Genomic DNA, 26751 nt, shown 5'->3' with positions numbered 1-26751 from the left:
CGGCGCCCGTCAGCCCGCGCGGCCGAGGTACGAGCCGTCGCGGGTGTCGACCTTGACCTTCTCGCCGCTGGTGATGAAGAGCGGCACCTGGATCTCGTAGCCGGTCTCGAGCCGGGCCGGCTTGTTGCCGCCGGTGGAGCGGTCGCCCTGCAGGCCCGGCTCGGTGTACTCGACGGTCAGCACGACCGACGCCGGGAGCTCGACGAACAGCGGAGTGCCGTCGTGCAGGCCGACGTTGGCGTCCTGGTTCTCGAGCATGAAGTTCTCGGCACCGCCGACGACGCCGGACGAGACGTGGATCTGCTCGTAGGACTGGGTGTCCATGAACACGAAGTCGTCGGCGTCGCGGTAGAGGTAGGTCATCTCGCGGCGGTCGACGTTGGCGGTCTCGACCTTCACGCCCGCGTTGAACGTCTTGTCGACGACCTTGCCCGACAGGACGTTCTTCAGCTTGGTCCGGACGAACGCGCCGCCCTTGCCGGGCTTGACGTGCTGGAACTCCACCACGCTCCACAGCTGCCCGTCGATGTTCAGCACGATGCCGTTCTTGAGGTCGTTGGTCGTCGCCACGTCGTTCGATGCCTTCTCGTCGTCGTCAGGTCCGGTTCCGGACGCCCGTACCGCGGTCGCGCTACGCGTCCAGGACCAGCAGGTCCTTGGTGGTGGGTGTGAGCAGGTCGGGACCACCGGAAGCGCGAACCGCCAGCGTGTCCTCGATCCGGACGCCGCCGCGGCCGGGCAGGTAGATCCCGGGCTCGACGGTCACAGCCATGCGATCGGCCAGTGTACCCGTCGCGGAGTACCCGAGCGTCGGCGCCTCGTGGACCTCGAGGCCCACGCCGTGCCCGGTGCCGTGGCCGAAGTTCTCCTTGTATCCGGCGTCGTCGATGATCCGGCGGCTCGCCTTGTCGACGGCGATACACTCGTCGCCGACGGCGATGGCCTCGCGCCCGGCCCGCTGGGCGTCGGCGACGAGCTGGTAGATCTCGCGCTGCCAGTCCTGCGGCTGCGCGCCGACGACGCAGGTGCGGGTGCAGTCGGCGTTGTAGCCCTGGTGGACGGCCCCGAAGTCGATCTTCAGCAGGTCGCCGCGCTCGACCACCCGCTCGGTGGGCCGGTGGTGCGGGATGGCGCTGTTCGGGCCGGTGGCCACGATGGTCTCGAAGGCGATGCCGTCGGCGCCGTGGCCGAACATGCGCCACTCGAGGTCGCGGGCGATCTGCTTCTCCGTGCGGCCCAGGAACCCGCCGGCCGCGTAGAGGTCCTCGAGCGCACGGCAGGAGATGGCGCACGCCTCGGCCAGCAGCGCGAGCTCGTTTTCGTCCTTGACGGCGCGCAGCGTCTCGACCGCGCGACCCAGGTGGACGTGCTCGACGGCGGCCGGCCCCTCGTCGAGCACGGAGCGCACCGACTCCCAGAGCTCGAGGGTGACGGCGTGCTCCTCGACTGCGAGCCGTAGACTTCCCGCGGCCTTCGCCGCACGAGCGGCGAGGGCCGTCGCGACACTGCGTTCCACCAGCAACTCGACGTCTTCTGCCGCGGCCTTCGCGGCAGTAGAATAACGACTATCCGTCGCCAGCACGGCCGAGCCGTCCGACGTCAGGAGCAAAGCGGCGTTACTGCTGTCCAGGCCGGTGAGATAACGGACGTTGACCAGGCTTGTGACTAGTGCGGCATCGACTTTGTCATCAACCAGCCTCGTGGCTAGTGCTGCCCGCCGCCTCGCGTGGTTCTCCGCCATCGGTCCTGCCTCTCCATCCCCGGTGAACTGCAACGACATCATATGGTTTCAATAATTGAGACGGGTGCTTCGCAGTTGATCACCGCTCGACTACGCTCATGATCATGCTCATTCTCGGCCTGGTCGTCATCGTCATTCTGGCCCTCGTCATGAGCTTCTTGGTCATTCGCCGTGGGCCCGAGACCACCACCACGCGCATGTTCTCCTCTACGTTGACCCCGCCCCCCGGGGTACGGCTCGCCCGCGAGTTGCAAAGCGAGGTTCGCGACATCGCGTCTCGGGGCAATACCGACCAAGCCGTGAAAGTGCTGCAGAAGCGGGCAAGCCTTCCTACACCGCAGGCTACCGCCATCGTGTACGCGCTACAGGCGGGGCAGGTGTTTCCGGAGCCCGAGCCGCCCAGCACCGCCGCCCCCGCGTCGCCCGCACGCCGCCGCGGCACGGTCGACGCCGAGCTGCTGGCGACGCTGCGCCGGCTGGTCAGCCAGGACCGCCTGCGCCGCACGGCCGCGATCCGGCTGCTCAAGGAGCGCACCGGCATGAACACCCGCGACGCGAGGCGGTTCCTCGACGCCCTCTGAATCCACACCTTGATATCACCGGGCACGACGGTGATAGCATGCCGTCATGCGCCAGTTGCTGCTGCGGATCCCCGACGATCTCCACCGGCGGCTGACCGCGCGTGCGCAACGCGAGGGCGTGTCCATCAACGCGCTGGCCAACAAGGTGCTCTCCGCCGCCGCGCCGCCGCCTCCCCCGTCCGACGACGACGTCGACGTGCGCCGGCTCGAACTGCGCGAGAAGGCCCGCGACATCGGCATCCTCGTCGAGAGCCCGGCCCCGTCCGTCCCGCCCGCCCAGTTCACCAAGGCGCTCAAGGCCACCGAGGGCATCGGCCCCGTGCTCGACGAGCTCTGGTCCGACGGGCGCTGAGCATGCTCACCTACGTCGACTCGTCGGTGCTGGTGCACTCCTACCTCGCCGACGAGCCGAAGCATGCCGTCGCCCGCGGGCTCATCGAGGGCCGCACGGTCCTGCTCACGTCCACGCTGGCACTGCTCGAGACGTCGTCGGCGCTGGTCCGGGCCGCCCGCACCCGCCGCATCGGCGACGTCGACACGCTGCTGGCCAAGCTCTACGAAGAGGTCTCCCCCACGGGGCCGGTCACGCTGGTCCGGGCCGACATGCTCGACACCGAGAACACCGCGCGCGTCCTGGTCCGCCGGTTCGGCATCCGCGCACTCGACGCGCTGCACCTGGCCATCGCCGACCTCGCCGCCCGGCCGCTGGCCCGGTCCGGCGAGCGGGTCGGCTTCGCCTCGCACGACCCCGCCCAGCGCGCCGCCGCGGCCGATCTGGGGTTCGTCGCGGTCTGACCCGATACCGTCCGGCCGTGGACTTCTGGCTGATCGTCGTCATCGTCTTCGCGGCCGCCCTGGTCATCGGCTTCGGCTTCGTCATCCTGCGCTGGCGCGCCGACGCCGTCCGCGGCCCGTCGGCCTCGGCTACCTCCCCGGCGACGACGGCGACGACGACGGCGGCCGCGGCTCCCGCGCGCCTGGACCGTGAGACCCTCGATGCCGCCGTCGGGAAGCTGCTCGCCGAGGGCCAGGTGGTTCCGGCGGTCAAGCTGATCCGCGAGAACACCGGCCTGGGCCTGCGGCAGGCCATGCAGTACCCCCGGCGGCTCAGCGACGGCGCCGACGCCGCCAACGCCGCGCCCGCCGAGACCGGCCGGTCGTCCATCTCGTCCGAGGCGATGGCGCACCTCCAGCAGCTCGTCGCCGAGGGCAGGAGGATCCAGGCGATCGAGCTGCTGCTCGATACCGCGCCGGAGCTGGACCTCGAGAGGGCGAAGGAGATCGTCGACCGGATGTGAGGGTCAGACGAGGCCGGCGACGGCGCGCAGGGCGAGGTCGTACGATCCGAGCCCGAAGCCGGCGACGGTGCCGGTGGCGACCGCCGCCACGACGCTGGTGTGCCGGAACTCCTCGCGCGCCGCGGGGTTGGAGATGTGCACCTCGATCAGCGGCGCCCGCAACTGGGCGCAGGCGTCGCGCAGTGCGTACGAGTAGTGCGTGAACGCGGCCGGGTTGAGCACGACCGGCGTGCCGGCGTCGGCGGCCTCGTGCAGCCAGTGCACCAGTTCGGCCTCGTCGTCGGTCTGCCGCACGTCGGCGTCGAGGCCGAGGTCGGCGGCGGTCTTGCGGCAGCGCTCCACCAGCCCGGCGAAGGTCGTGCTGCCGTAGACGTCCGGCTCGCGCGACCCCAGCCGGCCGAGGTTGGGACCGTTGAGCACAAGCACCCGCGTCGTCACGCCCGTGACTCTATCGGTCGCCGTCAGAGGATCTCGTTGCCGGCCGCGCGGTAGAGGGCATACCAGGTCTCGCGGGACAGCTCGAGGTGCGCGGCCTTGGCGATCTCTTCGACACGAGCGGGCTTGGTGGTCCCGATGACGGGCTGCATACGGGCCGGATGGCGCAGGATCCAGGCGATCGCGACGGCCGCCGGAGTGGCACCCAGCTGCGCCGCGACCTCATCGAGGGCGTCGTTGAGCTCCCGGAACGCCGGGTTGCCGAGGAACGTACCGGCGATCTGGCCGTGCTGCAGCACCGACCACGGCTGGATGGTGATGCCGTGCAACCGGCAGTACTCCAGCACCCCGCCCTCGCGCACCACGGCGCCGTCGAACCCCGTGTTGACGTTGAGCCCGGCGTCGATCATCGGGGTGTGGGCGAGGCTGAACTGCAGCTGGTCGGCGACGATCGGCTGGCGTATGTGCGCGCGGAGCAGCTCGAGCTGGGCAGGGTTCTGGTTGCTGACGCCGACATGGCGCACCTTGCCCGCCGTCACCAGCTCGTCCAGGGCCGCGGCGACGTCCTCGGGCTCCATCAGCGTGTCGGGCCGGTGCAGGAGCAGCAGGTCGACGTAGTCCGTGTTCAGTCGGCGCAGCGACCCCTCGACGGAGGTGCGGATGTGCTCGGCGGAGAAGTCGTAGTATCCGGACCTGATGCCACACTTCGTCTGGACGACGATGTCCTCGCGCCTGACGGACGTCCGGCCGAGGGCGGCGCCGAACACCTCCTCGCAGCGGCCGCCACCGTAGATGTCGGCGTGGTCGAACACCGTGATCCCGGCGTCGGCGGCGGCCCCGATCAGCCCCGCGACCTCGTCCTCGGACAGCTGGTCGATGCGCATGCACCCGAGCGTGATGACCGAGCCCCGCAGGCCCGACCCGCCGATATCGATGTACTCCACCGGGTGAGCCTAACCGGCACTCCCGGGCCGCGTGACGTTGTCGGTGGGCGGTGCCACGATGGGCGGCATGAGCGATGAACCGCAGACCAGCTCGATGATGAGCGACGGGTCGGGCACCACCGCGTGGGCCGACGCCGTGGCGGCGCTGGCCGCCGCCGACACGTACTGGCTGTCGACGGTGCGGCCCGACGGGCGGCCGCACGTCGTGCCGATCCTGGGCGTCGTGGTCGACGGCGGGTTCCACTTCGCCGCCTGGCCCGGCAGCGTCGCCGGACGCAACCTCGCCGCCGACCCGCGCTGCGTGGTCGCCGTCAATGCCGCCGGCCTCGACCTCGCCGTCGAGGGCCGGGCGGTGCCGGTGCGCGACGAATCCGTGCTGCAGGCGGCGGCCGCCCGGTATCTCGACCAGTACGACTGGCCGGTCGAGATCCGCGACGGCGTCTTCCACGCCGAGGGCGCGCCGACGGCCGGGCCGGGCCCGTTCGCCGTCTACGCGCTGACGCCGTCGAAGGGGTTCGGCTACGGGTCGACCGAGGGCGACGACTACAACCCCACCCGGTGGCGCTTCGGCTGAGTGCCGCGCTACCGCGCCACCTCGGTGAACGCCGCGGTCAGCAGCTGCGGGTCGGGCGCCTCGAGGATGCCTGGCTTGCCCAGCGCGTCGAGCACGACGAACCGCAGCCGGTTGCCGCGGCTCTTCTTGTCGATGCGCATGGTGTCGAGCAGACGGGGCCAGGCCTGGCCGTCGTACGAGGTCGGCAGGCCGAGCATCTCGAGGATGCGGCGGTGCCGGTCGGCGGTGTCGTCGTCGAGCCGTCCGGCCAGGCGGCCCAGCTCCGCCGCGAACACCATGCCGACGGCGACGGCGGCGCCGTGGCGCCATCTGTAGCGCTCGAGCTTCTCGATGGCGTGGCCCAGCGTGTGGCCGTAGTTCAGGATCTCGCGCAGTCCGGACTCGCGCAGGTCGGCGCCCACCACGTCGGCCTTGACCTGCACCGACCGCATCACGAGCTCGCGCACGTAGGGGCCGTCGGGCCGGGCGGCGCCGGCGGGGTCGGCCTCGACGATGTCGAGGATGGTGGGGTCGGCGATGAAGCCGGCCTTGATCACCTCGGCGAGTCCGGCGACGTACTCGTTGGCCGGCAGCGACGACAGCGCGGCGAGGTCGCAGAGCACGCCGGCCGGCGGATGGAACGCGCCGACCAGGTTCTTGCCCTCGCCGGTGTTGATGCCGGTCTTGCCGCCCACCGCGGCGTCGACCATGCCGAGCACCGTCGTCGGGACCGGGACCCACGTCACGCCGCGCAGCCAGGACGCCGCGACGAACCCGGCGAGGTCGGTGGTCGCTCCCCCGCCGATGCCGACGACGGCGTCGGAGCGGGTCATGCCGATGCGGCCGAGCACCGACCAGCAGTAGGCCGCGACCTCGGCGGTCTTCGCGTCCTCGGCGTCGGGGACCTCGACGGCGTGTGCCTCGAAGCCCTGCGCCACGAGGTCGTCGCGGACGGCGTCGGCGGTGGTCCGCAGCGCGCCGGGGTGGATGACGGCGATGCGCTGGACGCCGTCGCCGAGCAGGCCCGGCAGCTCGCCCAGGAGCCCATGGCCGATGACGACGTCGTACGGGTGCTCGCCGCCGACGTGGACGCGGTCGACCGGGGTGCCGGTGTCAGCGGACATGCTTGGCGACCTCGTCGGCGATGTCCTCGGGAGTGCGCCCGCCGGTGTCGACGGTGACCGTGGCGGCCTCGAGGTAGACGGGCCGGCGCTCGTCGAGCAGCCGCTTGAGCTGGGCCCGCGGGCTCTCGATCAGCAGCGGGCGGTCGCGGTTGAGGCCGACCCGCGCGACGGCGTCGGCCAGGCCGACGTCGAGGAAGACGACCAGGTGCCCGGCCAGCCGCGCGCGGTTCTCGGGCGCGACGACCGCGCCGCCCCCGAGCGCGAGGACGCCGTCGTGCTCGTCGAGGGCGGCCACGACGGCGGCCCGTTCCAGCGCGCGGAACGCCGGTTCGCCGTCCTCGACGAAGATGTCGGTGATCGGCTTGCCGGCCGTGCGCTCGATGTCGGCGTCGGTGTCGCGGAACGTGGTGCGCAGCCGCTGCGCGACCAGTGTGCCGACGGTGGTCTTGCCGGCGCCGGGAGGGCCGACGATGACGACGCGCGGAGCCATCAGCCGATCACCAGCCGCGGCGGGATGGCCTCGAGGTAGGTCCGCAGGTTGCGGGCGGTCTCGGCGACGGAGTCGCCGCCGAACTTCTCGAGCGCGAGCTCGGCCACGACCAGGGCGACCATGGCCTCGGCGACCACGCCGGCGGCCGGGACCGCGCACACGTCGGAGCGCTGGTGGTGCGCCTTCGTGACCTCACCGGTGGCGGTGTCGACGGTGCGCAGCGCCCGCGGGATGGTGGAGATGGGCTTCATGGCGGCCCGGACCCGCAGCGTCTCGCCGGTGGACATGCCGCCCTCGATGCCGCCGGAGTGACCAGACGTGCGCCGCACGCCCCCGCCGTCGGCCGGCACGATCTCGTCCTGCGCCTTCGAGCCGCGGGTGCGGGCGAGCTCGAAGCCGTCGCCGACCTCGACGCCCTTGATGGCCTGGATGCCCATGAGCGCCCCGGCCAGCCGGGCGTCGAGCTTGCGGTCGCCGTGGACGTAGCTGCCCACGCCGGGCGGCATGCCGGTGACGACGACCTCGACGACGCCGCCGAGGGTGTCGCCCTCGTCGTGCGCGGCGTCGACCTCGGCGACCATGAGCTTGCTGGTGTCGGCGTCGAAGCAGCGCAGCGGATCGTCGTCCAGTCGCTGCACGTCGTCGGGGCCGGGCAGCGGCGAGCCGGCCGGCACCGCCACCGTCCCCAGCTCGACCGTGTGGCTGACCAGCCGGATGCCGTAGGCCTGCCGCAGGAACGCCGACGCGACGGCGCCGAGCGCGACCCGGGCCGCGGTCTCGCGGGCGCTGGCCCGCTCGAGTACCGGGCGGGCTTCGTCGAACCCGTACTTCTGCATGCCCGCGAGGTCGGCGTGGCCGGGGCGCGGGCGGGTGAGCGGGGCATTACGAGCACTGTGGGCGATGTCCGCTTCGTCGACTGGATCCGCTGACATCACCTGCTCCCACTTGGGCCACTCGGTGTTGCCCACCTGGATGGCGACGGGGCTGCCGAGGGTGCGACCGTGGCGCAGCCCGCCGACGACGGTGACCGCGTCGGCCTCGAACTTCATGCGGGCGCCGCGGCCGTAGCCGAGCCGCCGCCGCGCCAGCGCCGCGTCGATGTCCGCGGTCGTGACCTCGACCCCGGCCGGAAGTCCCTCGAGGACCGCGACCAGGGCCGGCCCGTGCGACTCCCCCGCTGTCAGCCATCTGAGCATGCTCGAATTCTCCCACGCCCGGCATCCGCACCCCGACCGGCGTCCACGGGTCGGTGCCGGGCTCCCGGTTGCCGCAGCCGCACATTCTGTCTAGTCTGTCTAGATGGAATCTAGATGGCCGGTTCAGGACGCCAAGCAGCGGTTGAGCGAACTGCTGCGCAGGGCCGTCGACGAAGGGCCGCAGATCGTGACCAAGCACGGAGAGGAGCTGGCCGTCGTGATCGACATCGTGCACTACCGCGAGCTCCTGGGCGTCGAGCTCCCGGCCGACTTCAAGCTCGCACTCACCCACGGCGCCGGGTCGGACGAGTTCTCCGACATCCTCGACGAGATCGTGGCCGAACGCGAGCACGATCTCCCCCGCGACATCGACCTCGTGGACCACGGGTGACCTACCTGCTCGACACCAACGTCATCTCCGAGCTCCGCCGCCCGCGCCCCCACCCGGGGGTGCTCGAGTGGTGGAACGAGGTCCCGGCCGGTCGCCTCTACGTCAGCAGCCTGACCATCGGCGAGCTGCGCCGGGGTGTCGGTCGGTTGCAGGCGCGGAACGATCACGCCCAGGCCCAACGACTGGCCGACTGGCTCGACGGCCTGGCCCAGCAGTTCGCCGATCGCGTTCTCCCCGTCGACACCGTCATCGCCGAGATCTGGGGCCGACTCCCGCAGCACCGGCCGATCCCCGCGGTGGACGGTCTGATCGCGGCCACCGCGCTGCGCCACGACCTCACGGTGGTCACCCGCAACGTGCGCGACTTCTCAGCGACGGGAGTGACCGTCGTCGACCCGTTCGCGAGCTGATCCGGCACTACCGCGGTATTGCCCGTGCTCGCCGTCCCGCCGCTGGTCTAGGCTCGGCAGGGTGCCGCACGAGATCGATCCCGCCTTCATCGCCCTGCCGATGCGCTCGCTGGCCGACGCCGCGTTGCAGCGAGCCCGCGACCTCGGCGTCGAGCACGCCGACTTCCGGCTCGAGCGCATCCGCTCCCAAGACCTCTCCTTCCGCGACGGCAAGCTCGAGGGCAGCCGCGACGGCGAGGACGTGGGGTTCGCGGTCCGCGTCCTGCACGAGGGCACGTGGGGGTTCGCCGCCACCGTCGACCTCACCACGGACGACGCCGCGAAGACGGCCGAGAAGGCCGTCGACCTCGCGAAGGTCTCCCGGCGGCTGAGCCCGGCCCGCACCGAGCTGGCCGACGAGCCCGTCCACCCCGACGTCACCTGGGTGTCGGCCTATGACGTGAACCCGTTCGACGTCCCCGACACCGAGAAGATCGACCGCATGGTCGGCCACTCCGTCCGCGTCCTCGCGCAACCCGACGTCGACCACGTCACCGCCCAGCTGCAGCAGGTGCAGGAGAACAAGTTCTACGCCGACACCCACGGCACCGTCACCACGCAGCAGCGGGTCCGGCTGCACCCGGTCTTCGAGGCGGTCAAGGTCGACCCCGCCAGCGGCCGGTTCGAGACCATGCGCACGCTCGCCGCCCCCGCCGGGCGCGGCTGGGAGTACGCCACCGGCGCCGACGGCGTCGTCGATTGGGGCGCGGCGCTCGACGAGCTCGGACCGCTGCTGGCCGAGAAGTTCGCCGCGCCCAGCGTCCGGGCCGGCCGCTACGACGTCGTCATCGACCCGACGAACCTGTGGCTGACCATCCACGAGTCCATCGGGCACGCCACGGAGCTCGACCGCGCGCTCGGCTACGAGGCCAACTACGCCGGCACGTCGTTCGCCACGCTCGACCAGCTCTGGACGCTGCGCTACGGCTCCCCCGTCATGCACGTCACCGGCGACCGCACCACGCCGCACGGCCTGTCGACCATCGGCTACGACGACGAGGGCGTCGAAGCGCAGCGCTGGGACATCGTCAGCGGCGGCACGCTCGTCGGCTACCAGCTCGACCGCGCCATGGCCGCCGCCAACGCCAGTGCGCTCGGCACCAGCCGCTCCAACGGCTGCGCGTTCGCCGACTCCCCCGGCCACGTCCCGGTGCAGCGCATGGCCAACGTCTCGCTGCAGCCGGCCGACGGCGGCCCGTCCACCGACGAGCTGATCTCGCAGGTCGACGACGGCATCTACGTCGTCGGCGACAAATCGTGGTCCATCGACATGCAGCGCTACAACTTCCAGTTCACCGGCCAGCGGTTCTACCGCATCCGCGGCGGCGAGCTCGACGGCCAGCTGCGCGACGTCGCCTACCAGGCCACCACCACCGACTTCTGGGGCTCCATGGCCGCCGTGGGCGGGCCGCCGACCTACGTGCTGGGCGGGGCGTTCAACTGCGGCAAGGCCCAGCCGGGCCAGATCGCCCCGGTCTCGCACGGCGCGCCGTCCGCCCTGTTCCGCGACATCCGCATCCTCAACACCGCAGAGGAGGGTGGCCAGTGACGGGCACCGTGACGCCGCAAGAGATCGTCGAGCGCTGCCTCGAGCTGTCCAAGGCCAGCGGCACGCTGGTGCTGGTCGACGAGACCTCGACGGCCAACCTGCGCTGGGCCACCAACGCCCTCACCACCAACGGCGTCACCCGCGACCGGTCGGTGACGGTGGTGGCGGCGGTCGACGGCGGCACCGGCACGGCGTCGGGCGTGGTCGCCCGCAGCGCCGTCACCCCCGAGGGCCTCGAGCCGCTGGTCCGCGCCGCCGAGCAGGCCGCCCGCGACAACGGCCCGGCCGAGGACGCCCAGCCTCTCATCAGCGACGACGGCGGCAGCGGCGGTTCCGCCGCGGGCTGGGCCGCCCCGCCCGGCGAGACCTCCCCGGAGATGTTCGGCACCATCGCCCCGGCCCTCGGCGACGCGTTCAGCCGCGCCGACGACGAGCAGCGGCTGCTCTACGGCTACCTCGAGCACGGCGTCCGCACGACGTATCTCGGGTCCTCGACGGGGTTGCGCGCCCGGCACGAGCAGCCCACCGGCCACATCGGCATCACCGGCAAGTCCGCCGACAAGGCGCGCTCGGCCTGGGTCGGGCAGTCCTCGCGCGACCTCACCGACGTCGACGTCGCGGCGCTCGACGCCGAGCTGACCAAGCGGCTGGGCTGGGCGCAGCGCACGGTCGAGCTGCCGGCCGGCCGTTACGACACCGTCCTGCCGCCCACCGCCGTCGCCGACCTCATGATCTACGCCTACTGGACCATGAGCGCGCGCGACGCCCAGGACGGCCGCTCGGTCTACTCGAAGCCCGGCGGTGGCACGCGCGTCGGCGACCGGCTCTCGAGGCACCCGGTGTCGCTCTGGTCCGACCCCGCGGCGCCCGGCCTCGAGTGCGCGCCGGTGGTGCTCGCGCACGCCTCGTCGTCGGAGTCGAGCGTCTTCGACAACGGCCTGCCCATCCGGCGCACGTCGTGGATCGAGGACGGCAGGCTGCGGGCGCTGCTGCAGACCCGTCATTCGGCCGGCCTCACTGGGCTTCCGACCACCCCGGCGGTCGACAACCTCGGCCTCACCGTCGACGGCGCCACCGGCGGCGTCGAGGACGTCGCGGCGGGGATCGAGCGCGGCCTGCTGCTCACCTGCCTCTGGTACATCCGCGCCGTCGACCCGCAGACGCTGCTGCTCACCGGCCTCACCCGCGACGGCGTCTACCTCGTCGAGAACGGCGAGGTCAACGGCGCGGTGAACAACTACCGGTTCAACGAGAGCCCGGTCGCGCTGCTCGACCGCTTCACCGCCGCCGGCGCGACGGTGCCGACCTTCAGCCGCGAGTGGGGCGACTACTTCCCGCGCACGGCGATGCCGGCCCTGCGCGTCCCCGACTTCAACATGTCGTCGGTCTCGCGGGCCTCATAGGCTGCCGGCACGTCGCGTCACTCTCGTGAGGCTCGGCCCGCGGTGGTCCGGCGTGGAATCACCCGCGCCAGGTGATCTGGTGATGGCCGCTGTCGCCGCATGCTCGGTGGCGCGATGCGCGCCACGAGCGGGGGCCGATGACGATGACGGCGAGCGAGAACTCCCCGGCGGCAGCCGCGCGCATCGACGTGCCGGATCGCCAGGACCAGGGTTGGCTGCGCGAGCATGTCGAATTGCTCGCCGCTCTGCTGCTGTCACTCGCGGTGATCCTCACCGCGTGGGCAGCGTTCCAGAGTACGAAATGGAGCGGGGTCCAGGCGGAGAGCTACAGCAGGCGTCGGCGGCCAGGGTCGAGTCGACCAGAGCGTCGACCGAGGCCGGACAGCTCACCGTCATCGACGTCACGACCTTCACCTCCTGGGTCGCCGCCCTGTCCGCCGAACGTCGGGCCGGAGTAGCCGCGGGTCTCGCCCCCGACGGCAGTTACACCCCGCAGGCCGGCACAGAGTCGGGGTTTCTCTACGAGCGCTTCCGCGACGAGTTCCGGCCCGCGGTCGAGGCATGGCTGGCGACCCAGCCGCTCACCGACCCGGCGGCACCCAGGACGCCGTTCGGCATGCCCGAGTACCAGCTCGACTCCCGCGACCGCTCAGCCGCGCTGGAGCGGGACGCCGAGACGTTCGCCGCGCAGGCCCGCGACGCGAACCAACGCGGTGACAACTACGTCCTCATGACCATCGTCTTCGCGGTGGTCTTGTTCTTCGCCGGCGTCAGCTCCAACCTCGACACCGCCAGAGCACGGGTGGCCCTGGTCGGTGCTGCCGCCGTCGTCCTGGTGGCCGCCGCCGCCGTGGTCGCGACCTTCCCCATCGAGCTCTAGCGGCGTGACAGCGTGTGGCGGGTGGTTCGGTGGCGTCATAGCGCCACCGAACCACCCGCCATGCCCAACGGGGCACCGTTACGGGCGGCCGCCGGTGACGGTGATGGTCTCGTCGGTGGTCGAGACCTTGCCGTACGGGTCGGTGCTGCGGACGACGACGGTGTGCTCGCCGTGGCGCAGGCCGCGCGGCAGCTCGTAGGACCACAGGTGCGACGACGGCTCGGGGGCCGCCGGGCGCAGGCTGCCGGTCAGCGTCGAGCGCAGGACCGAGATGTACGGGTCGTTCTGCGGCGTGAGGTGCGTCATCGGGCGGAACGGGCCGCCGTCGACGCTGACCTCCACGGTGTGCCGCTCGCCGCCGTCGAAGACGTTGGCCGTCACCGTCGGGCGCTGGACGCCGGATCCCGTCCAGTCGCGCGCGGCGAACCGCACGGCGCCCGGCGCGAAGCCGTCGACCCCGCTGACGCCGCCGGGGATGCGGACCTCGTCGCCCCAGCCGCCGTCGAAGGTGAGCCGGATCTGGTATTCCTCCGGCAGGCTCGCCGGCTTGAACTGCGCCGAGTACTCGTTGCCGTCGAAGAACAGCTCGTAGTGGCCGTTCGGGTTGCCGTCGGACATGTCCGCCGCCTGGATCCCGCGCGCGTCACGCGGGCCGGTGTTCCAGCCGCTGCCGCGGACCTCGGCGAGGACCTGGTGGTGGAAGTCCTTGGGGCCGTACCAGCCGTGCTCCTCGCCCATGTACATCTGCCAGCTGTTGCTGGTGTCGTGGCCGGAGATCGTGTAGACGTGCTCGCGGTCCTCGAGGATCTGGAACAGCTCGGGCAGGTTGGTGGTGTTCACGCCGGTCGACGCGGTGGCGTCGGTGGCGAGCGGGATGTGCGTGCCGATGACGATCAGCTTGTCGGCCGGCACGTGGCGCAGGTCGTTCTCCAGCCACTGCAACTGCTCGTCGTTCAGGTAGCCGATGTAGCCGTGGCCCGGGCCCTGATGCCGCACGTTGTCCATGAGCACGAAGTGGACCTGGCCGTAGTCGAACGAGTAGTCCGCCGGCCCGAACGTCTCCTTGTAGGTGTCCGTGGCGTTTGCGTCGGTCGGCGCGTCGTAGTCCTGGTCGTGGTTGCCGGGCGTGTTCCACCACGGGATGCCGATCTGCGACACCGCCTGGTTGTGCGGTGCGAACAGGTCCAGCGGGTCGTTGACGATGTCGCCGACGGTGAGGCCGAACCGGGCGTCGGTGTTGCCGATGATGCCGGCGATGACGTCGATCGCCATCGTGTCGATCTGCCCGACGTTCGACGTCTGCGGGTCGGCGAAGGCCAGCGCCGAGAACGTCTTGTCGATCGAGTCGTCCTGGTACATCGGGAAGTCGACGGAGTCCGGCAGCGGGCCGGTCGGCTCGACGCCGCCGTAGCGCAGCTCGTACGGGCTGCCGTTCGGGTAGTGCTTGTAGTAGAACTGCGGCAGCTGCACGTCGTTGACGGGGACCATCCAGCCGGCCGGCTTGCTGATGAAGATGACGGTCTGGTCGTCGACCTGCAGGCTGTAGCGGCCCTGCGCGTCGGTGCGGACGACGTCGCGGCCGTTCGACACCGGCACGTCCCGCACGCCGGCCTCGCCGCTGTCGCGTGTGCCGTTGCGGTTCGCGTCGTCGTAGACGATGCCAGTGGCGGTCTCGGTCTCCGGCGCTACCTCGGCGCCGGCCAGGCCGAAGCCCGTCGCGCCGAGGCCGGTCACCGTCGCCGCGATGCCGGCGCCGACCATCCAGCCAGTTCGTCTCGCCATGAAAATCCTCCGGTCGTGTGGGGGGCACGGAGTTGCGAGACTTCACCCTGTCGACGCCACGCCAACGCGAGGTGACGAACCCACGCACAACGGCAGAAGAGTTAGGTCACCAGCACGACGCCGAACCCGGCGACCGCGAGCGCGACCAGCACGACCGTGCTGACCAGCGACGCGAGGCACAGGTAGCCGGTGAACTGCAGCGACACCGGCAGGAACGGCGCCACCCGGGGCAGATCGGAGAACCGGTCGAACAGCTCGCGGGTCAGCTGGACACCGGCCCACACGCCACGGGCCGCCCGTCCCGCGCCGCGCAGTCCCGGCCCGGCGCCACGCACCCGCTGCAGCGCGTCGCCCGCCTTCGCCCATGCGCCGGCAACGTCGTAGGCCTGGGCGAGCTCGGCGGCCAGCTCGTCGACCGGGTCGATGGCGCGCAGCAGCCGGCGCCGCCGCCACAGCACCCACAGTCCGGGCCACGCCCCGAGCAACGCCAGGACCAGGAAGAACACTCCGCTCCTGCCGCCCACGGCCAGCCCTTCGAGGGCGAGCATCAGCGCCGGGGTCAGCGGCAGCAGCCCGACGACGAACAGCGGGATCCGCACCCGGCGCACCAGCACCGCGAGCGCGGCGGCGAGGTCGCGGACGACCCGCGCCCGCGTCTCGCCCGCCGACGCGGCCGCCGCCTCCGCCGTCCGGCGCCAGCGGTCGAACCGGCTCTCCCCCGGGGTGTCCGCGGCGCTCATGCCGGCCGGTACGGGAGGACGACGATGCGCTCGGCGTCGCGTTCGAGCAGCTGCGGCTCCAGGCCGGACAGCGCCGCGATCTCGTCGAGCGACGCGTACCCGCCGCGCAGGTCGCGCGCGACGACGAACGCCTCGGCGGTCGCGGGATCCCAGCGCAGGGCGGCGGCGAGGCCCCCGGCACTGGTGTTGTTGAGGTCGACCAGGTCACCGTCGTCGACGATGTCGGGCAGGTCCGGCCGGCCGAGGTTCAGCTCCATCGCCATCGCGGGGTCGCGGGCGATCAGGTCGCGCGCCTGCCGCCGTCGTTCCCGGTCGGCCAGCACCTCGCGCACGGCCGGGTGCTCGTCGAGATGGGCGACGGCGGCAGCCGCGGCCGGGTAGGGCGGCAGCTCGACGACCTCTTCGCGACGGCGGCGGAAGACCACCGGGCGCGCCTTCAGCGCGGCGACGATGCCGCCCACCAGTGCGCCGATGATCACCAGGCCGCCGGCCGCCCCGCCGCCGTCGTCGCGGCTCATCAGGACGATCACGCCGGCGCTGCCGAGCAGCAGGACCAGGCCGGTGATGAACCAGCCGGCGCTGCGTGTGCGCCACCACGCCTGACCGGCCGGGAGCCAGGCCAGGACGGTGACGCTGAGCAGCGGGATCAGCACCCACAGCGTCTGCCCGATCCCGCGCGCCAGCCGCTCCCCGACCGAGTCCTGCCCCGTCATGGCGGTAAGAGTGCCACAAGCCCGTCAGGCGCGGGGAACGACGAACTCGTAGCCGGCGTCGATGAGGGTCTCGATGATCTCGGGGAGCGCCTCGATGGTCCCGGACCGGTCGCCGCCGCCGTCGTGCAGGAGGATGATCGCGCCCGGGTGGACGTGCTCGGCGACGTAGTCGTGGATGGCGCGGGCGCCGGGTTTGCGCCAGTCGCCCGGGTCGACGCTCCAGCCGAGGGGCACCTGGTCGAGTTCGGCGGCGATCTCGTTGACGTTGGCGGCGAAGTTGCCGCCGGGCGCGCGGTAGAACGGCACCTCGACGCCGGGGACGGCGGCCTCGATGGCGTCGAGGGTTCCGGCGATCTCGTCCTCGATGACATCGGCGGGCTTGTCCGGCAGGGAGGTGTCGTGGGTGATGGTGTGGTCGCAGAGCCGGTGGCCGTCGTCGGCGATCTGGCGGACGAGGTCCGGGTAGAGCCGCGCCATCTCGCCGACCAGGCAGAACGTGGCTGTGACGTCGTGATCGCGGAGGATCTCGAGCACGGCCGGCGTCTGGTCTGGGTGCGGGCCGTCGTCGAAGGTGAGGGCGACGGTGTCGCCCTCGCGGCCGGTGAGGCGGCGGGTGCCGGCGTCGTCGACGTCGGCGACCGGGGCCGAGCCGTCGGCGGTGGCGGGATTCAGCGCGAGCAGCCGCTGCGGTGCCGCCTTGACCTGTGCCGGCGCGGTCTCGACCGCGGCCGACGTTCCGCCGCCCTGCGGGTCGCTCCGCGCGGCGCCGACGATGACGCCCACGACGAGGCACAGGATCAGGGCAGCCCGGAGCTCTCGGGACACCGGCACCACCTCGCCTCACTCGGGACGAATCAACCCCAACCCGGCCAGGTGCGACGCTACCGGCGCAGCGGCGCAGACCTCGTGAGGCGCGCCGATTGCGCTTTCCACCCAACCACCGCACCCTGCGGTTCTCCGCAGGGCAGCTCGGCGGTGTCCTTCATCGCGCGGCCGCATCCCGATCCCGTACGGTCGTGGCGTGAACATCCGCCTCTCCCCGGAGACCGAGCTCACCGGCCTGGCCGGCTGGGCCGTCGACCTCATGGACACCATGGGCGCCGTCGGCGCCGGCATCGCCATCTTCCTCGAGAACCTGTTCCCGCCACTGCCCAGCGAGGTGATCCTGCCGCTGGCCGGGTTCACCGCCAGCCGGGGCGACATGAACCTGGCGGCGGCGATCATCTGGACGACGGTGGGATCCGTGGTCGGCGCGCTGGTCTGGTACGCCGTGGGCGCGGCGGTGGGGCGCGACCGCACCCGGGCCATCCTGGCGAGGCTGCCGCTGGTCAAGATGTCCGACGTCGACAAGGCCGAGGGGTGGTTCGCCAAGCACGGCGTCAAGACCATCTTCTTCGGGCGGATGATCCCGATCTTCCGCAGCTTCATCTCCATCCCGGCCGGCGTGGAGCGTATGTCGCTGACGGTGTTCCTGCTGTTCACGGCGCTGGGCAGCGCCATCTGGAACACCGTGTTCATCCTGCTCGGCTACCAGCTGGGGCAGAACTGGGACGCCGTCGAGCGCTACGTGGGGCTGCTGCAGTACGCCGTCATCGGGGCGGTCGTCCTGGCGGTGGTCGCGTTCGTGGTGCTGCGGGTGCGGCAGAACCGCCGCGACCGCGAGCGGGCCCGGCACCGCGTCCGCCGTCACGACCCGAGGTAGCGCAGCACCGCCAGCACCCGGCGGCTGTAGGCTCCGTCGGCGGTGAGGCCGAGCTTGTCGAAGATCGCGTTGGCGTGCTTCTCGACGGCGCTGCGCGACACGTGCAGCCCGGCCGCGATGCCGGCGTTCGTGTGGCCCTGGGCCATCAACTCGAGCACGTCGCGCTCGCGCGGGGTCAGCCGGCGCAGCGGATCGCCGTGGCTGGTCCGGGCGATCAGCTGCCGGACCACCTCGGCGTCGAACGCCGCTCCCCCGCCGGCCACCCGGTCCAGCGCGTCCAGGAAGTCGCCGACGTGCGCGACCCGGTCCTTGAGCAGGTACCCGACGCCGTCGGTGTGCGTCTCGAACAGCTCCGCGGCGTAGCGCTTCTCGACGTACTGCGACAGCACCAGGATGCCGACCGCGGGCCATCGCGACCGGATCTCCAGCGCCGCCCGCAGCCCCTCGTCGGTGTGCGACGGCGGCATCCGCACGTCCGCGACGACGACGTCGGGCCGATCGGCGTCGACGGCGGCCAGCAGCGTCTCGGCGTCGCCGACCGCGGCGACGACCTCGTGGCCCCCGTCCTGCAGCAGCTTGGCCAGGCCCTCGCGCAGCAGCACGGAGTCCTCGGCCAGGATCACGCGCACCAGATCACCCGCATGGCAGCTCGGCTTCGACGACGGTGCCGCCGCCGGCCGGGCTGTGGACGGTGAACCGGCCGTCCAGCGCGGCGACCCGGCGGCGCAGCCCGGCCAGCCCGCCCCCGAGCGCGTCCGCACCACCCGGGCCGTCGTCGCCCACCCGCGCCCGCAGCAGGTCGCCCGCCCGCCAGACCTCGATGCGCACCGACGACGGCGACGCGTGCTTGACGGCGTTGGTGGCGGTTTCGGCGACGACGAAGTAGACGGCGGTCGCGACCGGCCCGGGCGGCGGCCGGGCGACGTCGTACCAGAGGGTCGCGCCGGCGCCCTCGGCGACCGCCGTCAGCGCCTCCTCGAGCCCGAGCGTGTCCAGCGCCGCCGGGTAGACCCGCCAGGCGACGGCGCGCAGGTCGGCCAGCACGCGCTGCGACTCCTCGTGGGGCGGCGCGGAGCAGCTCGTCGGCGGCCGGGCGGTCGCGGTCGGCGGCGCGCAGCCGCCGCCGTTCCCAGCCGACCAGCCGGGCGGCCGGCGCCGCCGACGCCGCGAGCATCCGGTCGCGAGCCGCCGGCGCCGCCGCGACCGGCAGCAGAGCCAGGGCGGTGCCCGCCAGGAACGCCAGCGACACGAACGCCGACGCGGCGCCGAGGCAGAGCCCGGCGGTCCGTTCCCAGCCGACGGCGGTGGCCCGGCGCAGCCGGGATCGCACCCCAGCCGGCGGCAGTGCGACCGCCGTCGCGGTCAGACCAGCTCCTGCGGCTTCTCGCCCGGTGAGCCCTCCGGGTCGGCCGACGACTCCGTCGCACCGGCCTGCTCGGCCGAGCGGCGCTTGTTGCGTGCGCCGATGCGGTGCCGGATCAGCTCGACGAGGCCGGTGATGGCCAGCGCGATGCCGAGGCCGACGCCCAGGCCGAGCAGCGGGTTGTCTTCGAACGCGTGCCCGCCGACGTAGCCGATGAGCCCGGAGTAGGTGCCCCACGACAGCGCCGCGATGGCGTCGAAGAAGGAGAACTTCCGCAGCGGGTACTCGACCGTGCCCGCGGTGAGCGTGACCGCCGTGCGGCCGCCGGGGATGTAGCGCGCGACGACGATGATGACGCCGCCGCGATCCTCGAGCATGCGCCCGGCCCAGGCGAACATCGCGCCGGACCTCTTGCGGCCCTCGATGCGGTGGCGCACCCTGGTGCCGGCGGTGCGGCCGATGAAGTACGAGATGTGGTCGCCGACGAACGCGCCGGCAGACGCGGCCAGGATGACGAAGAGCAGGTTCGGCACGCCGTCGGCGGCCGCGAACACGCCGGCGGTGATGACCAGCGTCTCGCTGGGCACCGCCGGGAAGAACCCGTCGATGGCCGAGATGGCGAACAGCACCACGTAGACCCAGGGCGACCCCATGACATCGCGGGCAGCCTCGATGATCGCGTCGTTCATGGTCCCCCGTGTTCTCCGTTCGCCGAGCGGTCACCTCCGACCCTACGCGGCGCGGCGGCGCGGCACATGCGACCTCAGGCGGAGCCGCACCCCCGACTTTCGTCGGGGTCTCCCCCAGGAGTCAGTCCTCGAACGCCTCCGGCGACGGGCACGAGCAGACCAGGTGGCGATCGCCGTAGGCCCCGTCGATGCGGCCCACCGGCGGCCAGTACTTGTCCTCGCGGGCCGACGGCGACGGGTACACCGCGGTCTCGCGCTCGTACGGGTGCGCCCACTCGGCGACCACCGATGCGGCCGTGTGCGGCGCGTTGACCAGCGGGTTGTCGTCGGCGGGCCACTCGCCGGCGGCGACGCGGTCGGCCTCGGCCCGGATCGCGATCATGGCGTCGCAGAACCGGTCCAGCTCGGTCTTGTCCTCGGACTCCGTCGGCTCGATCATCAGCGTGCCGGCGACCGGGAACGACATCGTCGGCGCGTGGAAGCCGTAGTCGATGAGCCGCTTGGCGACGTCGTCGACGGTGATGCCGGTCGCCTTGGTGAGCGGGCGCAGGTCGACGATGCACTCGTGCGCCACCAGCCCGCCGCGGCCGGTGTAGAGCACCGGGAAGTGGTCGCGCAGCCGCACGGCCATGTAGTTCGCGTTCAGGACGGCCGTCTGGGTGGCCAGCTTGAGCCCGGCCGGCCCCATCATCCGGATGTAGGCCCATGGGATGGGCAGGATCGACGCTGACCCGAACGGCGCCGCCGCGATCGGCCCGACGCCGGTGGCCGGGCCGGCCTCGGGCAGCAGCGGGTGGTTCGGCAGGAACGGCGTCAGGTGCGACCGCACGCCGATGGGCCCGACGCCGGGACCGCCGCCGCCGTGCGGGATGCAGAACGTCTTGTGCAGGTTGAGGTGGCTGACGTCGGCGCCGAACTCGCCCGGCTTGGCCAGCCCGACCAGGGCGTTGAGGTTGGCGCCGTCGACGTACACCTGGCCGCCGGCGGCGTGCACCAGCGAGGCGATCTCGGTGATGCCCTCTTCGTACACCCCGTGCGTGGACGGGTAGGTGACCATGATCGCGGCGAGCCGGTCGCCGTGCTCGTCAATCTTCGCCCGCAGGTCGTCGAGGTCGACGGTGCCGTCGCCGGCCGCCGCGACCACCACGACCCGCATGCCGGCCATGACCGCCGAGGCCGCGTTGGTGCCGTGCGCGCTGGACGGGATGAGGCAGACGTCGCGCTGCTCGTCGCCGCCTGCGCGGTGGAAGGCGCGGATGGCCAGCAGCCCGGCCAGTTCGCCCTGCGACCCGGCGTTGGGCTGGATCGAGACGGCGTCGTACCCCGTCACCGTCGCCAGCCACCCCTCGAGCTGGCGGATCAGGGCGAGGTAGCCGTCGGCCTGCTCGACCGGCACGAACGGGTGGATGCCGGCGAACCCGGGCCAGGTGATCGGCTCCATCTCGGTCGCGGCGTTGAGCTTCATGGTGCACGAGCCGAGCGGGATCATGCCGCGGTCGAGCGCGTAGTCCTTGTCGGCGAGCTTGCGCAGGTAGCGCAGCATCGACGTCTCGGAGCGGTGCGTGTTGAAGACCGGGTGGGTGAGGTACGGGCTGTGCCGGCGCAGCTGCTCGGGGATCGCGACGGCGGCCGTCGTCGCGGTCGCCGACAGCCCGAACGCACGCAGCACCCGTTCGATGTCGGCGTCGGTGGTGACCTCGTCGCAGGCGATGCGGACCTCGTCGACGCCGGCCGGGCCGAGGTTGACCCCCAGCTCGGCGGCGTCGGCGACGACGGCGGAGGCGCGCCCCGGCACCCGGGCCAGGACGGTGTCGAAGAACGCGTCGTGGACGACCTCGACGCCGCCGGCCCGCAGCGCCGCGGCGAGGCCCGTCGCGTGGCCGTGCACCCGCTCGGCGATCTCGCGCAGCCCCTCGGGGCCGTGCCAGACGGCGTACATCGACGCGACGACGGCGAGCAGCACCTGCGCGGTGCAGATGTTCGAGGTCGCCTTCTCGCGGCGGATGTGCTGCTCGCGGGTCTGCAGCGCGAGCCGGTACGCCTGCGCGCCGTGGGTGTCCTTCGAGACGCCGACCAGCCGGCCGGGCAGGCCACGCTCCAGCCCGGCGCGCACGGCCATGTACCCGGCGTGCGGGCCGCCGTACCCGAGCGGCACGCCGAAGCGCTGCGACGACCCGACGACGACGTCGGCGCCCACCTCTCCCGGCGGCGTGAGCAGCGTCAACGCGAGCAGGTCGGAGGCGACGGTGACCAGCGCGCCCCGCTCGTGCGCGGCCGTCACCACCGGGGTGAGGTCGCGGATCCGGCCGGACGCGCCGGGATACTGCACGACCAGGCCGAAGAGGTCGCCGTCCGGCAGGCCCCCGTCGAGATCGGCGACCACGACGTCGATGCCCAGCGGCTCGGCCCGGGTCCGGATGACGGCGATGGTCTGCGGCAGGCAGTCGGCGTCGACGACGACGGTGTTGCTGGTCGTGCTGGCCGATTCGCCGCCTCGACTGAGCAGCGTGTCTCGGCGAGGCACCGACCGGCGCATCAGCGTCATGGCCTCGGCGGCCGCGGTGGCCTCGTCGAGCAGGCTGGCGTTGGCCGTGGGCAGCCCGGCGAGGTCGGACACCATGGTCTGGAAGTTCAGCAGCGCCTCGAGCCGCCCCTGCGAGATCTCCGGCTGGTACGGCGTGTAGGCGGTGTACCAGGCCGGGCTCTCGAGCACGCGGCGCACGACCACCGGCGGCGTGACGGTGTCGTGGTAGCCCAAGCCGATCATCTGCGCGTGCCGCCGGTTGCGCCGCGACAGTGCCCGCAGCTCGTCGAGCGCCTCGGTCTCGGTGCTGGCCGGCGGCAGGTCGAGCGCGCCGAGATTGCGGATGGCGTCGGGTACGGCGGCCTCGACCAGCGCGTCGAGCGACTCGTACCCGACGGCGTCGAGCATCTTCGCGATCTCTTCGTCGCGCGGCCCGATGTGCCGGGAGACGAAGGGTGCCTCGCTGGCTACGTGCGACAGCGGCTGGGACAGGGACATCGGCGGAGCTCCTCGGACGCGGTAGGTGCGAGTCGGCTCCCCCTCTGTCGTCGCCGGTGTGACGGCTTCAGAGTGGCCTCGCCCGACCGGTCCTTGCTGCCTGAGAGGTTGACGGGGATGTTGCCCCTTCGGCGTCTCGCACCCCGGGTGGTGCGAGAACTCTCCCGGCCGGAGTCGACGGCTCGCCGTCAGCATAGCTCGCCCTTCCGCGCCCTGCGATGCGGACGCGCGGACCAGTGGCCGGTGCGGGACGGGCTCATCGCGATGGTCGCGCTCCCATCGCGCCCTGCCCTGGTCGTCCGGGTGCCGGCGGCGGAAGCTGAACGGCGGGATCAGCTCTGGCGGCACGACCGGGACGCGCCGGCTGAGGGTGCCGTCCCACCAGTCCTCGGCCCGCTTGACCTCCCACACCGGCAGATGGGCCGGATAGCGCCGACGGCCTCGGTTCAGGCGGACCACCAGCGGCGCCTCCAGGATCAGCTCGTCGCCGTCGTCGATCAGCGCCGGCCGCAACAGGCAGGCGTCGAGACACGTGATCACCATGCGCCACGACGGGACGGTTCGACCCGCCTCAGCCCGCACGATCGCCGACAGCGACACGCCCGACCGCTCCGCGAGCTCGCGTTGGCTCAGGCCCGCGTAGGCCCTCGCCGTGCGCAGGACACAGGTGACTGCGGTGAACTCGAGCCGATAGTCCCGCGAGGCGGCTTCGTGGCCCCATGCGGGTATCGGCATCCGCGGCTTCGGTATCCAGTCCTCGTCGTGCTCGCCGTCCATGTGATCATCCGAACACGTCCCGTTCGGTCGCGGCGGGTCCGAAGGTCCGTTGTGGGGACAACCCGGCCGATTCCTTCGCCCTGTGGACAACCGGGTCCCGCCGCCGCCGCCGAGCCGGGCCTCGGGAAGTTCCCTCCGGGCCGCTAGAGCTGTGCGGTCGGAACGGACCGCAAAGCGCCAAGGCGCGCATGGAGGTCTGCCGTCACAACCGACCGCAGAGCGCCAACGCGCGTTAGAGGTCTGCCGTCACAACCGACCGCACACCTCCAACCCGCGCATGGAGGTCTGCCGTCACAACCGACCGCAGAGCGCCAACGCGCGTTAGAGGTCTGCTGTCGGTACCAACCGCAGACCTCTAGCAGCGCGCGTCAGTCCGTCAGAGGCGGGTCGACCTGGGCGAATGGCACTTGAGGCGAGCCGGTACGCGGCAGGAACCGCGCCGCCCGATGGTCGGGCAGGCTCCAGTGGCGAGGCGGCGCCGCGACGGTGCCGCTCAGCCGAGATCGGAGACGTCGGGTGGGGGCGTGCCGTCCTCGCCGAAGGGGGTGCCGCCGAGGACCTCGCGATGGTGCGGCTCCTGCCAGCCGGAAAGGTCCGGGCCGGCGGGGACGATGCGCGACGGGTTCAGCTGGTCGAGCACCTGGTAGTAGTGCCGCTTGATGTGGTCGAAGTTCACCGTGCCCGCGAAGCCGGGGGTCTGGTACAGGTCCCGCGCGTAGGCCCACAGCACCGGCAGCTCGGCGAGCTTGTGCCGGTTGCACTTGAAGTGGCCGTGGTAGACGGGGTCGAAGCGGACCAGCGTCGTGAACAGCCGCACGTCGGCCTCGGTGAGGTGGTCGCCGACCAGGTAGCGGCGGGTCGCGAGCCGCTCGGACAGCCAGTCCAGCCGGGCGAAGAGCGCGTCGTGCGCCCGCTCGTACGCCTCCTGCGACGACGCGAACCCGGCCTTGTAGACGCCGTTGTTGACGTCCATGAAGATCAGCTCGTTCAGCTCGTCGATCTCGTCACGCCACTCCAGGGGGTACAGGTCGGGGGCGCCCGGACGGTGGTGCTCCCGCCACTCGGTGCTGAGGTCCAGCGTGAGCTGCGGGTAGTCGTTGGTGACCAAGCGGCCCGACGGCACGTCGACGATCGCCGGCACGGAGACGCCGCCGTCGTAGGACGGGTCCGCCGCGGCGTAGGCCTCGGCGAGGTAGTGGATGCCGAGGACGGGGTCGCGGCCGTCCGGGTCGAGCGTGAACCGCCAGCTGCGCTCGTCCTGGATGGGGTCGGCGATGCCCATCGAGATGGCGCCCTCCAGACCCAGCAGCCGCCGGACCAGGACGGCGCGGCTGGCCCACGGGCAGGCCAGGCTGACGACGAGACGGTACCGGCCCGGCTCGACCGGCCAGCCCGAGGCGCCGCCGGCCGTGATGCGGTCGTCGAAGCGGTTCCCGGAGCGGACGAACTCGCCGGAGTCGTTCGTGGTCAGCTTCGTCATGCAGGAGGACTACCCACCCGCAGGGCGGGGAACGCGCGAGAACGCGCCGGAAACGCGAAACGCCCGCCCCGTGCGGGGCGGGCGTCCGCGAGACGCGAGGGGCGGACCCGGGCGGTTACGCTCCGACCGCGCGGGCGCGACGGCGGGCGGCCAGCTGGTCGCCGGGGTGCTCGGCCGGGGGCTCGCCGGGCTTCTCGGCCGGCAGCTCGACGAGGGTGGCCTCGATCTCGCGCCACACCCGGCCGACGGCGATGCCGAAGACGCCCTGGCCGCCCTGGACGAGGTCGACGACCTCGTCGGCGGAGGTGCACTCGTAGACGCTGGCGCCGTCGCTCATGAGCGTGATGCCGGCGAGGTCCTCGACGCCGCGGTCGCGCAGGTGCGTCACCGCGGTGCGGATCTGCTGCAGCGAGACGCCGGTGTCGAGCAGCCGCTTGACGATCTTGAGGACCAGGATGTCGCGGAAGGAGTAGAGCCGCTGGCTGCCGGACCCGGCGGCGCTGCGGATGCTCGGCTCGACCAGGCCGGTGCGGGCCCAGTAGTCGAGCTGGCGGTAGGTGATGCCGGCCGCGCTGCAGGCCGTGGGCCCGCGGTAGCCGACGTCTTCGGGGACCGGACCGACCATGCCCTCGAACAGCAGGCCCTGCCGGGTGGCGGCGCGACCGGCCGCGGCGGTCCGACCGGCGTCACCCGCCGTGCCGGTACCGGATGTGCTGTCTGCGCTCACGCCGACCCCTTCGTGGTCCCAAGCCGATTGCGACATCGTGTTACACGAGTGACGTTAGGCCCGGGCCCTGCGCCGGTCAATGCAACACGCGGCAAGTCTCAAGCTTCACTTCAGCTGTAGACACGAATCACATCAGTCACACGAGTCACACGGCCACCTAGCCGCTGAAGTCCTCCGGAGTCACCTCGTCGAGGAACTGGCGGAACCGGGCGACCTCGTCCTCCTGCTCCTCGGAGTCGGGATCGGACATCAGCACGCCGACCTCGTCGAGCAGCGGCTCGGACGCGTAGATGGGCGACCCGGTGCGCAGCGCCAGCGCGATGGAGTCGGACGGCCGCGAGCTCACCTCGAGCCCGCCGGAGAACACCAGCTCGGCGTAGTACGTGTTGTCGCGCACCTCGGTGATGCGGACCTGCTCGAGCGTGACGCCGACGGCGTCGAGCACGTCTCTGAACAGATCGTGGGTCATGGGCCGCGGCGGGACCACGCCCTGCTGGGCGAACGCGATGGCCGTCGCCTCCACCGCGCCGATCCAGATCGGCAGGAAGCGGTCACCGCCCACCTCACGCAGAAGGACGATGGGCTGGTTGGAGGGCATCTCCACTCGGACGCCCACGACGTCTAGCTCGCGCACACCGTCAACACTACCCCCGCATCGGGCCGGGCTCAGCGGGAGAACTGTTCAGCGAGACGCACCCGCGCGCCTCAGTGGGACGTGCCCG

Annotated in this window: 29 protein-coding genes, 1 pseudogene and 1 riboswitch; of the genes and pseudogenes, 11 read left to right on the top strand and 19 right to left on the bottom strand. The window is 72.1% G+C overall.

What is annotated here, in order from left to right; genetic code table 11:
* Nucleotides 1–9 precede the first annotated feature (9 nt).
* On the bottom strand, nt 10–570 hold the full coding sequence (gene efp / locus E1212_RS17700) for an elongation factor P (protein WP_131984802.1): 561 nt from the start codon (nt 568–570) through the stop codon (nt 10–12).
* A gap of 61 nt (nt 571–631) precedes the next feature.
* Nucleotides 632–1741, bottom strand: a complete 1110-nt coding sequence (locus E1212_RS17695) for a M24 family metallopeptidase (protein ID WP_131984800.1) — start codon at nt 1739–1741, stop codon at nt 632–634.
* A gap of 98 nt (nt 1742–1839) precedes the next feature.
* Between E1212_RS17695 and E1212_RS17690 the strand changes: the two genes are divergently transcribed.
* From E1212_RS17690 to E1212_RS17675, 4 genes are read left to right on the top strand one after another with little or no spacing between them, the layout of a single operon-like run.
* Nucleotides 1840–2322 carry a hypothetical protein gene (locus E1212_RS17690; RefSeq protein ID WP_131984798.1) on the top strand — a complete coding sequence of 161 codons (483 nt, stop codon included), beginning with the start codon at nt 1840–1842 and terminating at the stop codon, nt 2320–2322.
* A gap of 46 nt (nt 2323–2368) precedes the next feature.
* Nucleotides 2369–2674, top strand: coding sequence for a toxin-antitoxin system HicB family antitoxin (locus E1212_RS17685; protein ID WP_131984796.1), 306 nt, complete (start codon nt 2369–2371; stop codon nt 2672–2674).
* A gap of 2 nt (nt 2675–2676) precedes the next feature.
* A complete protein-coding gene (locus E1212_RS17680; RefSeq protein ID WP_131984794.1) occupies nt 2677–3117 on the top strand; it encodes a type II toxin-antitoxin system VapC family toxin in 441 nt (146 codons plus the stop codon).
* A gap of 17 nt (nt 3118–3134) precedes the next feature.
* On the top strand, nt 3135–3620 hold the full coding sequence (locus E1212_RS17675; protein WP_131984792.1) for a hypothetical protein: 486 nt from the start codon (nt 3135–3137) through the stop codon (nt 3618–3620).
* 3 nt (nt 3621–3623) lie between these two features.
* On the opposite strand, the gene aroQ is transcribed toward E1212_RS17675, so the two are convergent.
* A complete protein-coding gene (gene aroQ / locus E1212_RS17670; protein WP_131984790.1) occupies nt 3624–4058 on the bottom strand; it encodes a type II 3-dehydroquinate dehydratase in 435 nt (144 codons plus the stop codon).
* Between the two features lie 23 nt (nt 4059–4081).
* A complete protein-coding gene (locus E1212_RS17665) occupies nt 4082–4999 on the bottom strand; it encodes an aldo/keto reductase (protein WP_131984788.1) in 918 nt (305 codons plus the stop codon).
* Between the two features lie 67 nt (nt 5000–5066).
* On the opposite strand from E1212_RS17665, the gene E1212_RS17660 reads away from it, so the two are divergent.
* On the top strand, nt 5067–5573 hold the full coding sequence (locus E1212_RS17660) for a pyridoxamine 5'-phosphate oxidase family protein (RefSeq protein WP_162605530.1): 507 nt from the start codon (nt 5067–5069) through the stop codon (nt 5571–5573).
* An 8-nt stretch (nt 5574–5581) separates the two neighbouring features.
* Here the strand turns inward: E1212_RS17660 and aroB are convergent, their stop codons facing one another.
* From aroB to aroC, 3 genes are read right to left on the bottom strand one after another with little or no spacing between them, the layout of a single operon-like run.
* Nucleotides 5582–6676, bottom strand: a complete 1095-nt coding sequence (gene aroB, locus E1212_RS17655) for a 3-dehydroquinate synthase (RefSeq protein ID WP_131984784.1) — start codon at nt 6674–6676, stop codon at nt 5582–5584.
* Complete coding sequence (locus tag E1212_RS17650) at nt 6666–7169, bottom strand: shikimate kinase (protein ID WP_420814392.1); 504 nt, start codon at nt 7167–7169, stop codon at nt 6666–6668. The genes aroB and E1212_RS17650 overlap by 11 nt, the downstream gene beginning before the upstream one ends.
* Nucleotides 7166–8362, bottom strand: coding sequence for a chorismate synthase (gene aroC / locus E1212_RS17645; RefSeq protein ID WP_131984780.1), 1197 nt, complete (start codon nt 8360–8362; stop codon nt 7166–7168). Before aroC ends, E1212_RS17650 begins: the two co-directional genes overlap by 4 nt.
* 103 nt (nt 8363–8465) lie before the next feature.
* Here aroC and E1212_RS17640 point away from each other — a divergent pair, with 103 nt between their 5' ends.
* The 5 genes from E1212_RS17640 (at nt 8466) to E1212_RS17620 (ending at nt 13034) form a co-directional block, all read left to right on the top strand.
* Nucleotides 8466–8753 carry a type II toxin-antitoxin system Phd/YefM family antitoxin gene (locus E1212_RS17640; protein ID WP_131984778.1) on the top strand — a complete coding sequence of 96 codons (288 nt, stop codon included), beginning with the start codon at nt 8466–8468 and terminating at the stop codon, nt 8751–8753.
* Complete coding sequence (locus E1212_RS17635; RefSeq protein WP_131984776.1) at nt 8750–9163, top strand: type II toxin-antitoxin system VapC family toxin; 414 nt, start codon at nt 8750–8752, stop codon at nt 9161–9163. Before E1212_RS17640 ends, E1212_RS17635 begins: the two co-directional genes overlap by 4 nt.
* Nucleotides 9164–9224: 61 nt before the next feature.
* Nucleotides 9225–10751, top strand: a complete 1527-nt coding sequence (locus E1212_RS17630) for a TldD/PmbA family protein (RefSeq protein WP_238992389.1) — start codon at nt 9225–9227, stop codon at nt 10749–10751.
* Nucleotides 10748–12154 carry a TldD/PmbA family protein gene (locus E1212_RS17625; protein WP_131984774.1) on the top strand — a complete coding sequence of 469 codons (1407 nt, stop codon included), beginning with the start codon at nt 10748–10750 and terminating at the stop codon, nt 12152–12154. Before E1212_RS17630 ends, E1212_RS17625 begins: the two co-directional genes overlap by 4 nt.
* Nucleotides 12155–12431: 277 nt before the next feature.
* Nucleotides 12432–13034 (top strand): hypothetical protein, encoded by a 603-nt coding sequence (locus E1212_RS17620; protein ID WP_131984772.1) that lies wholly within the window; start codon nt 12432–12434, stop codon nt 13032–13034.
* Nucleotides 13035–13112: 78 nt separating this feature from the next.
* Here E1212_RS17620 and E1212_RS17615 read toward each other — a convergent pair whose 3' ends face one another.
* The 4 genes from E1212_RS17615 to E1212_RS17600 all read right to left on the bottom strand — a co-directional run bounded on the left by E1212_RS17615 (nt 13113) and on the right by E1212_RS17600 (nt 17094).
* The gene (locus tag E1212_RS17615; RefSeq protein ID WP_131984770.1) at nt 13113–14816 is read right to left on the bottom strand and encodes a calcineurin-like phosphoesterase C-terminal domain-containing protein; all 1704 of its coding nucleotides are present in this window, start codon (nt 14814–14816) and stop codon (nt 13113–13115) included.
* A gap of 101 nt (nt 14817–14917) precedes the next feature.
* On the bottom strand, nt 14918–15556 hold the full coding sequence (locus E1212_RS17610) for a hypothetical protein (protein WP_131984769.1): 639 nt from the start codon (nt 15554–15556) through the stop codon (nt 14918–14920).
* The gene (locus tag E1212_RS17605; protein ID WP_131984767.1) at nt 15553–16269 is read right to left on the bottom strand and encodes a ComEA family DNA-binding protein; all 717 of its coding nucleotides are present in this window, start codon (nt 16267–16269) and stop codon (nt 15553–15555) included. Before E1212_RS17605 ends, E1212_RS17610 begins: the two co-directional genes overlap by 4 nt.
* 24 nt (nt 16270–16293) lie before the next feature.
* Nucleotides 16294–17094, bottom strand: a complete 801-nt coding sequence (locus E1212_RS17600; RefSeq protein WP_162605529.1) for a polysaccharide deacetylase family protein — start codon at nt 17092–17094, stop codon at nt 16294–16296.
* A gap of 259 nt (nt 17095–17353) precedes the next feature.
* Here E1212_RS17600 and E1212_RS17595 point away from each other — a divergent pair, with 259 nt between their 5' ends.
* The gene (locus E1212_RS17595) at nt 17354–17971 is read left to right on the top strand and encodes a DedA family protein (RefSeq protein ID WP_131984836.1); all 618 of its coding nucleotides are present in this window, start codon (nt 17354–17356) and stop codon (nt 17969–17971) included.
* Here the strand turns inward: E1212_RS17595 and E1212_RS17590 are convergent.
* The 8 genes and pseudogenes from E1212_RS17590 to E1212_RS17555 all read right to left on the bottom strand — a co-directional run bounded on the left by E1212_RS17590 (nt 17956) and on the right by E1212_RS17555 (nt 26663).
* Entirely contained in the window at nt 17956–18600 is a 645-nt protein-coding gene (locus E1212_RS17590; protein WP_162605528.1) for a response regulator transcription factor, read from the bottom strand. The genes E1212_RS17595 and E1212_RS17590 overlap by 16 nt on opposite strands.
* 4 nt (nt 18601–18604) lie before the next feature.
* Nucleotides 18605–19015: a sensor histidine kinase gene (locus E1212_RS17585; protein WP_131984763.1), complete on the bottom strand. Its 411-nt coding sequence runs from the start codon at nt 19013–19015 to the stop codon at nt 18605–18607.
* 318 nt (nt 19016–19333) lie between these two features.
* On the bottom strand, nt 19334–20023 hold the full coding sequence (locus tag E1212_RS17580; protein ID WP_131984761.1) for a DedA family protein: 690 nt from the start codon (nt 20021–20023) through the stop codon (nt 19334–19336).
* A 121-nt stretch (nt 20024–20144) separates the two neighbouring features.
* Nucleotides 20145–23045, bottom strand: a complete 2901-nt coding sequence (gene gcvP / locus E1212_RS17575) for an aminomethyl-transferring glycine dehydrogenase (protein WP_131984832.1) — start codon at nt 23043–23045, stop codon at nt 20145–20147.
* Nucleotides 23046–23122: 77 nt separating this feature from the next.
* A riboswitch (glycine riboswitch) is annotated at nt 23123–23222 on the bottom strand.
* Between the two features lie 330 nt (nt 23223–23552).
* A pseudogene (locus E1212_RS31145) lies at nt 23553–23780 on the bottom strand (helix-turn-helix domain-containing protein); the annotation flags it as partial.
* A 535-nt stretch (nt 23781–24315) separates the two neighbouring features.
* Nucleotides 24316–25302 (bottom strand): glutathione S-transferase family protein, encoded by a 987-nt coding sequence (locus tag E1212_RS17565; protein WP_131984759.1) that lies wholly within the window; start codon nt 25300–25302, stop codon nt 24316–24318.
* A gap of 115 nt (nt 25303–25417) precedes the next feature.
* The gene (locus E1212_RS17560; protein WP_420814391.1) at nt 25418–26029 is read right to left on the bottom strand and encodes a MerR family transcriptional regulator; all 612 of its coding nucleotides are present in this window, start codon (nt 26027–26029) and stop codon (nt 25418–25420) included.
* A 157-nt stretch (nt 26030–26186) separates the two neighbouring features.
* Nucleotides 26187–26663 (bottom strand): bifunctional nuclease family protein, encoded by a 477-nt coding sequence (locus E1212_RS17555; RefSeq protein WP_131984755.1) that lies wholly within the window; start codon nt 26661–26663, stop codon nt 26187–26189.
* Between the last annotated feature and the right edge of the window lie 88 nt (nt 26664–26751).

This window comes from Jiangella ureilytica (genome assembly GCF_004348545.1).
Classification (GTDB): domain Bacteria; phylum Actinomycetota; class Actinomycetes; order Jiangellales; family Jiangellaceae; genus Jiangella; species Jiangella ureilytica.
Note: the sequence above shows the minus strand (reverse complement) of the source record. Positions and strands in the feature narration are given on the sequence as shown.

What these genes read in the sequence shown, in the direction of transcription:
- E1212_RS17660 (WP_162605530.1), top strand. Translation starts at nt 5,067, where the DNA reads ATGAGCGATGAACCGCAGACCAGCTCGATGATGAGCGACGGGTCGGGC.
- E1212_RS17610 (WP_131984769.1), bottom strand. Translation starts at nt 15,556, where the DNA reads ATGAGCGCCGCGGACACCCCGGGGGAGAGCCGGTTCGACCGCTGGCGC.
- E1212_RS17640 (WP_131984778.1), top strand. Translation starts at nt 8,466, where the DNA reads ATGGAATCTAGATGGCCGGTTCAGGACGCCAAGCAGCGGTTGAGCGAA.
- E1212_RS17680 (WP_131984794.1), top strand. Translation starts at nt 2,677, where the DNA reads ATGCTCACCTACGTCGACTCGTCGGTGCTGGTGCACTCCTACCTCGCC.
- E1212_RS17580 (WP_131984761.1), bottom strand. Translation starts at nt 20,023, where the DNA reads ATGAACGACGCGATCATCGAGGCTGCCCGCGATGTCATGGGGTCGCCC.
- E1212_RS17595 (WP_131984836.1), top strand. Translation starts at nt 17,354, where the DNA reads ATGGACACCATGGGCGCCGTCGGCGCCGGCATCGCCATCTTCCTCGAG.
- E1212_RS17695 (WP_131984800.1), bottom strand. Translation starts at nt 1,741, where the DNA reads ATGGCGGAGAACCACGCGAGGCGGCGGGCAGCACTAGCCACGAGGCTG.
- E1212_RS17615 (WP_131984770.1), bottom strand. Translation starts at nt 14,816, where the DNA reads ATGGCGAGACGAACTGGCTGGATGGTCGGCGCCGGCATCGCGGCGACG.
- gcvP (WP_131984832.1), bottom strand. Translation starts at nt 23,045, where the DNA reads ATGTCCCTGTCCCAGCCGCTGTCGCACGTAGCCAGCGAGGCACCCTTC.
- E1212_RS17685 (WP_131984796.1), top strand. Translation starts at nt 2,369, where the DNA reads ATGCGCCAGTTGCTGCTGCGGATCCCCGACGATCTCCACCGGCGGCTG.
- aroB (WP_131984784.1), bottom strand. Translation starts at nt 6,676, where the DNA reads ATGTCCGCTGACACCGGCACCCCGGTCGACCGCGTCCACGTCGGCGGC.
- E1212_RS17605 (WP_131984767.1), bottom strand. Translation starts at nt 16,269, where the DNA reads ATGACGGGGCAGGACTCGGTCGGGGAGCGGCTGGCGCGCGGGATCGGG.
- aroC (WP_131984780.1), bottom strand. Translation starts at nt 8,362, where the DNA reads ATGCTCAGATGGCTGACAGCGGGGGAGTCGCACGGGCCGGCCCTGGTC.
- E1212_RS17690 (WP_131984798.1), top strand. Translation starts at nt 1,840, where the DNA reads ATGATCATGCTCATTCTCGGCCTGGTCGTCATCGTCATTCTGGCCCTC.
- E1212_RS17565 (WP_131984759.1), bottom strand. Translation starts at nt 25,302, where the DNA reads ATGACGAAGCTGACCACGAACGACTCCGGCGAGTTCGTCCGCTCCGGG.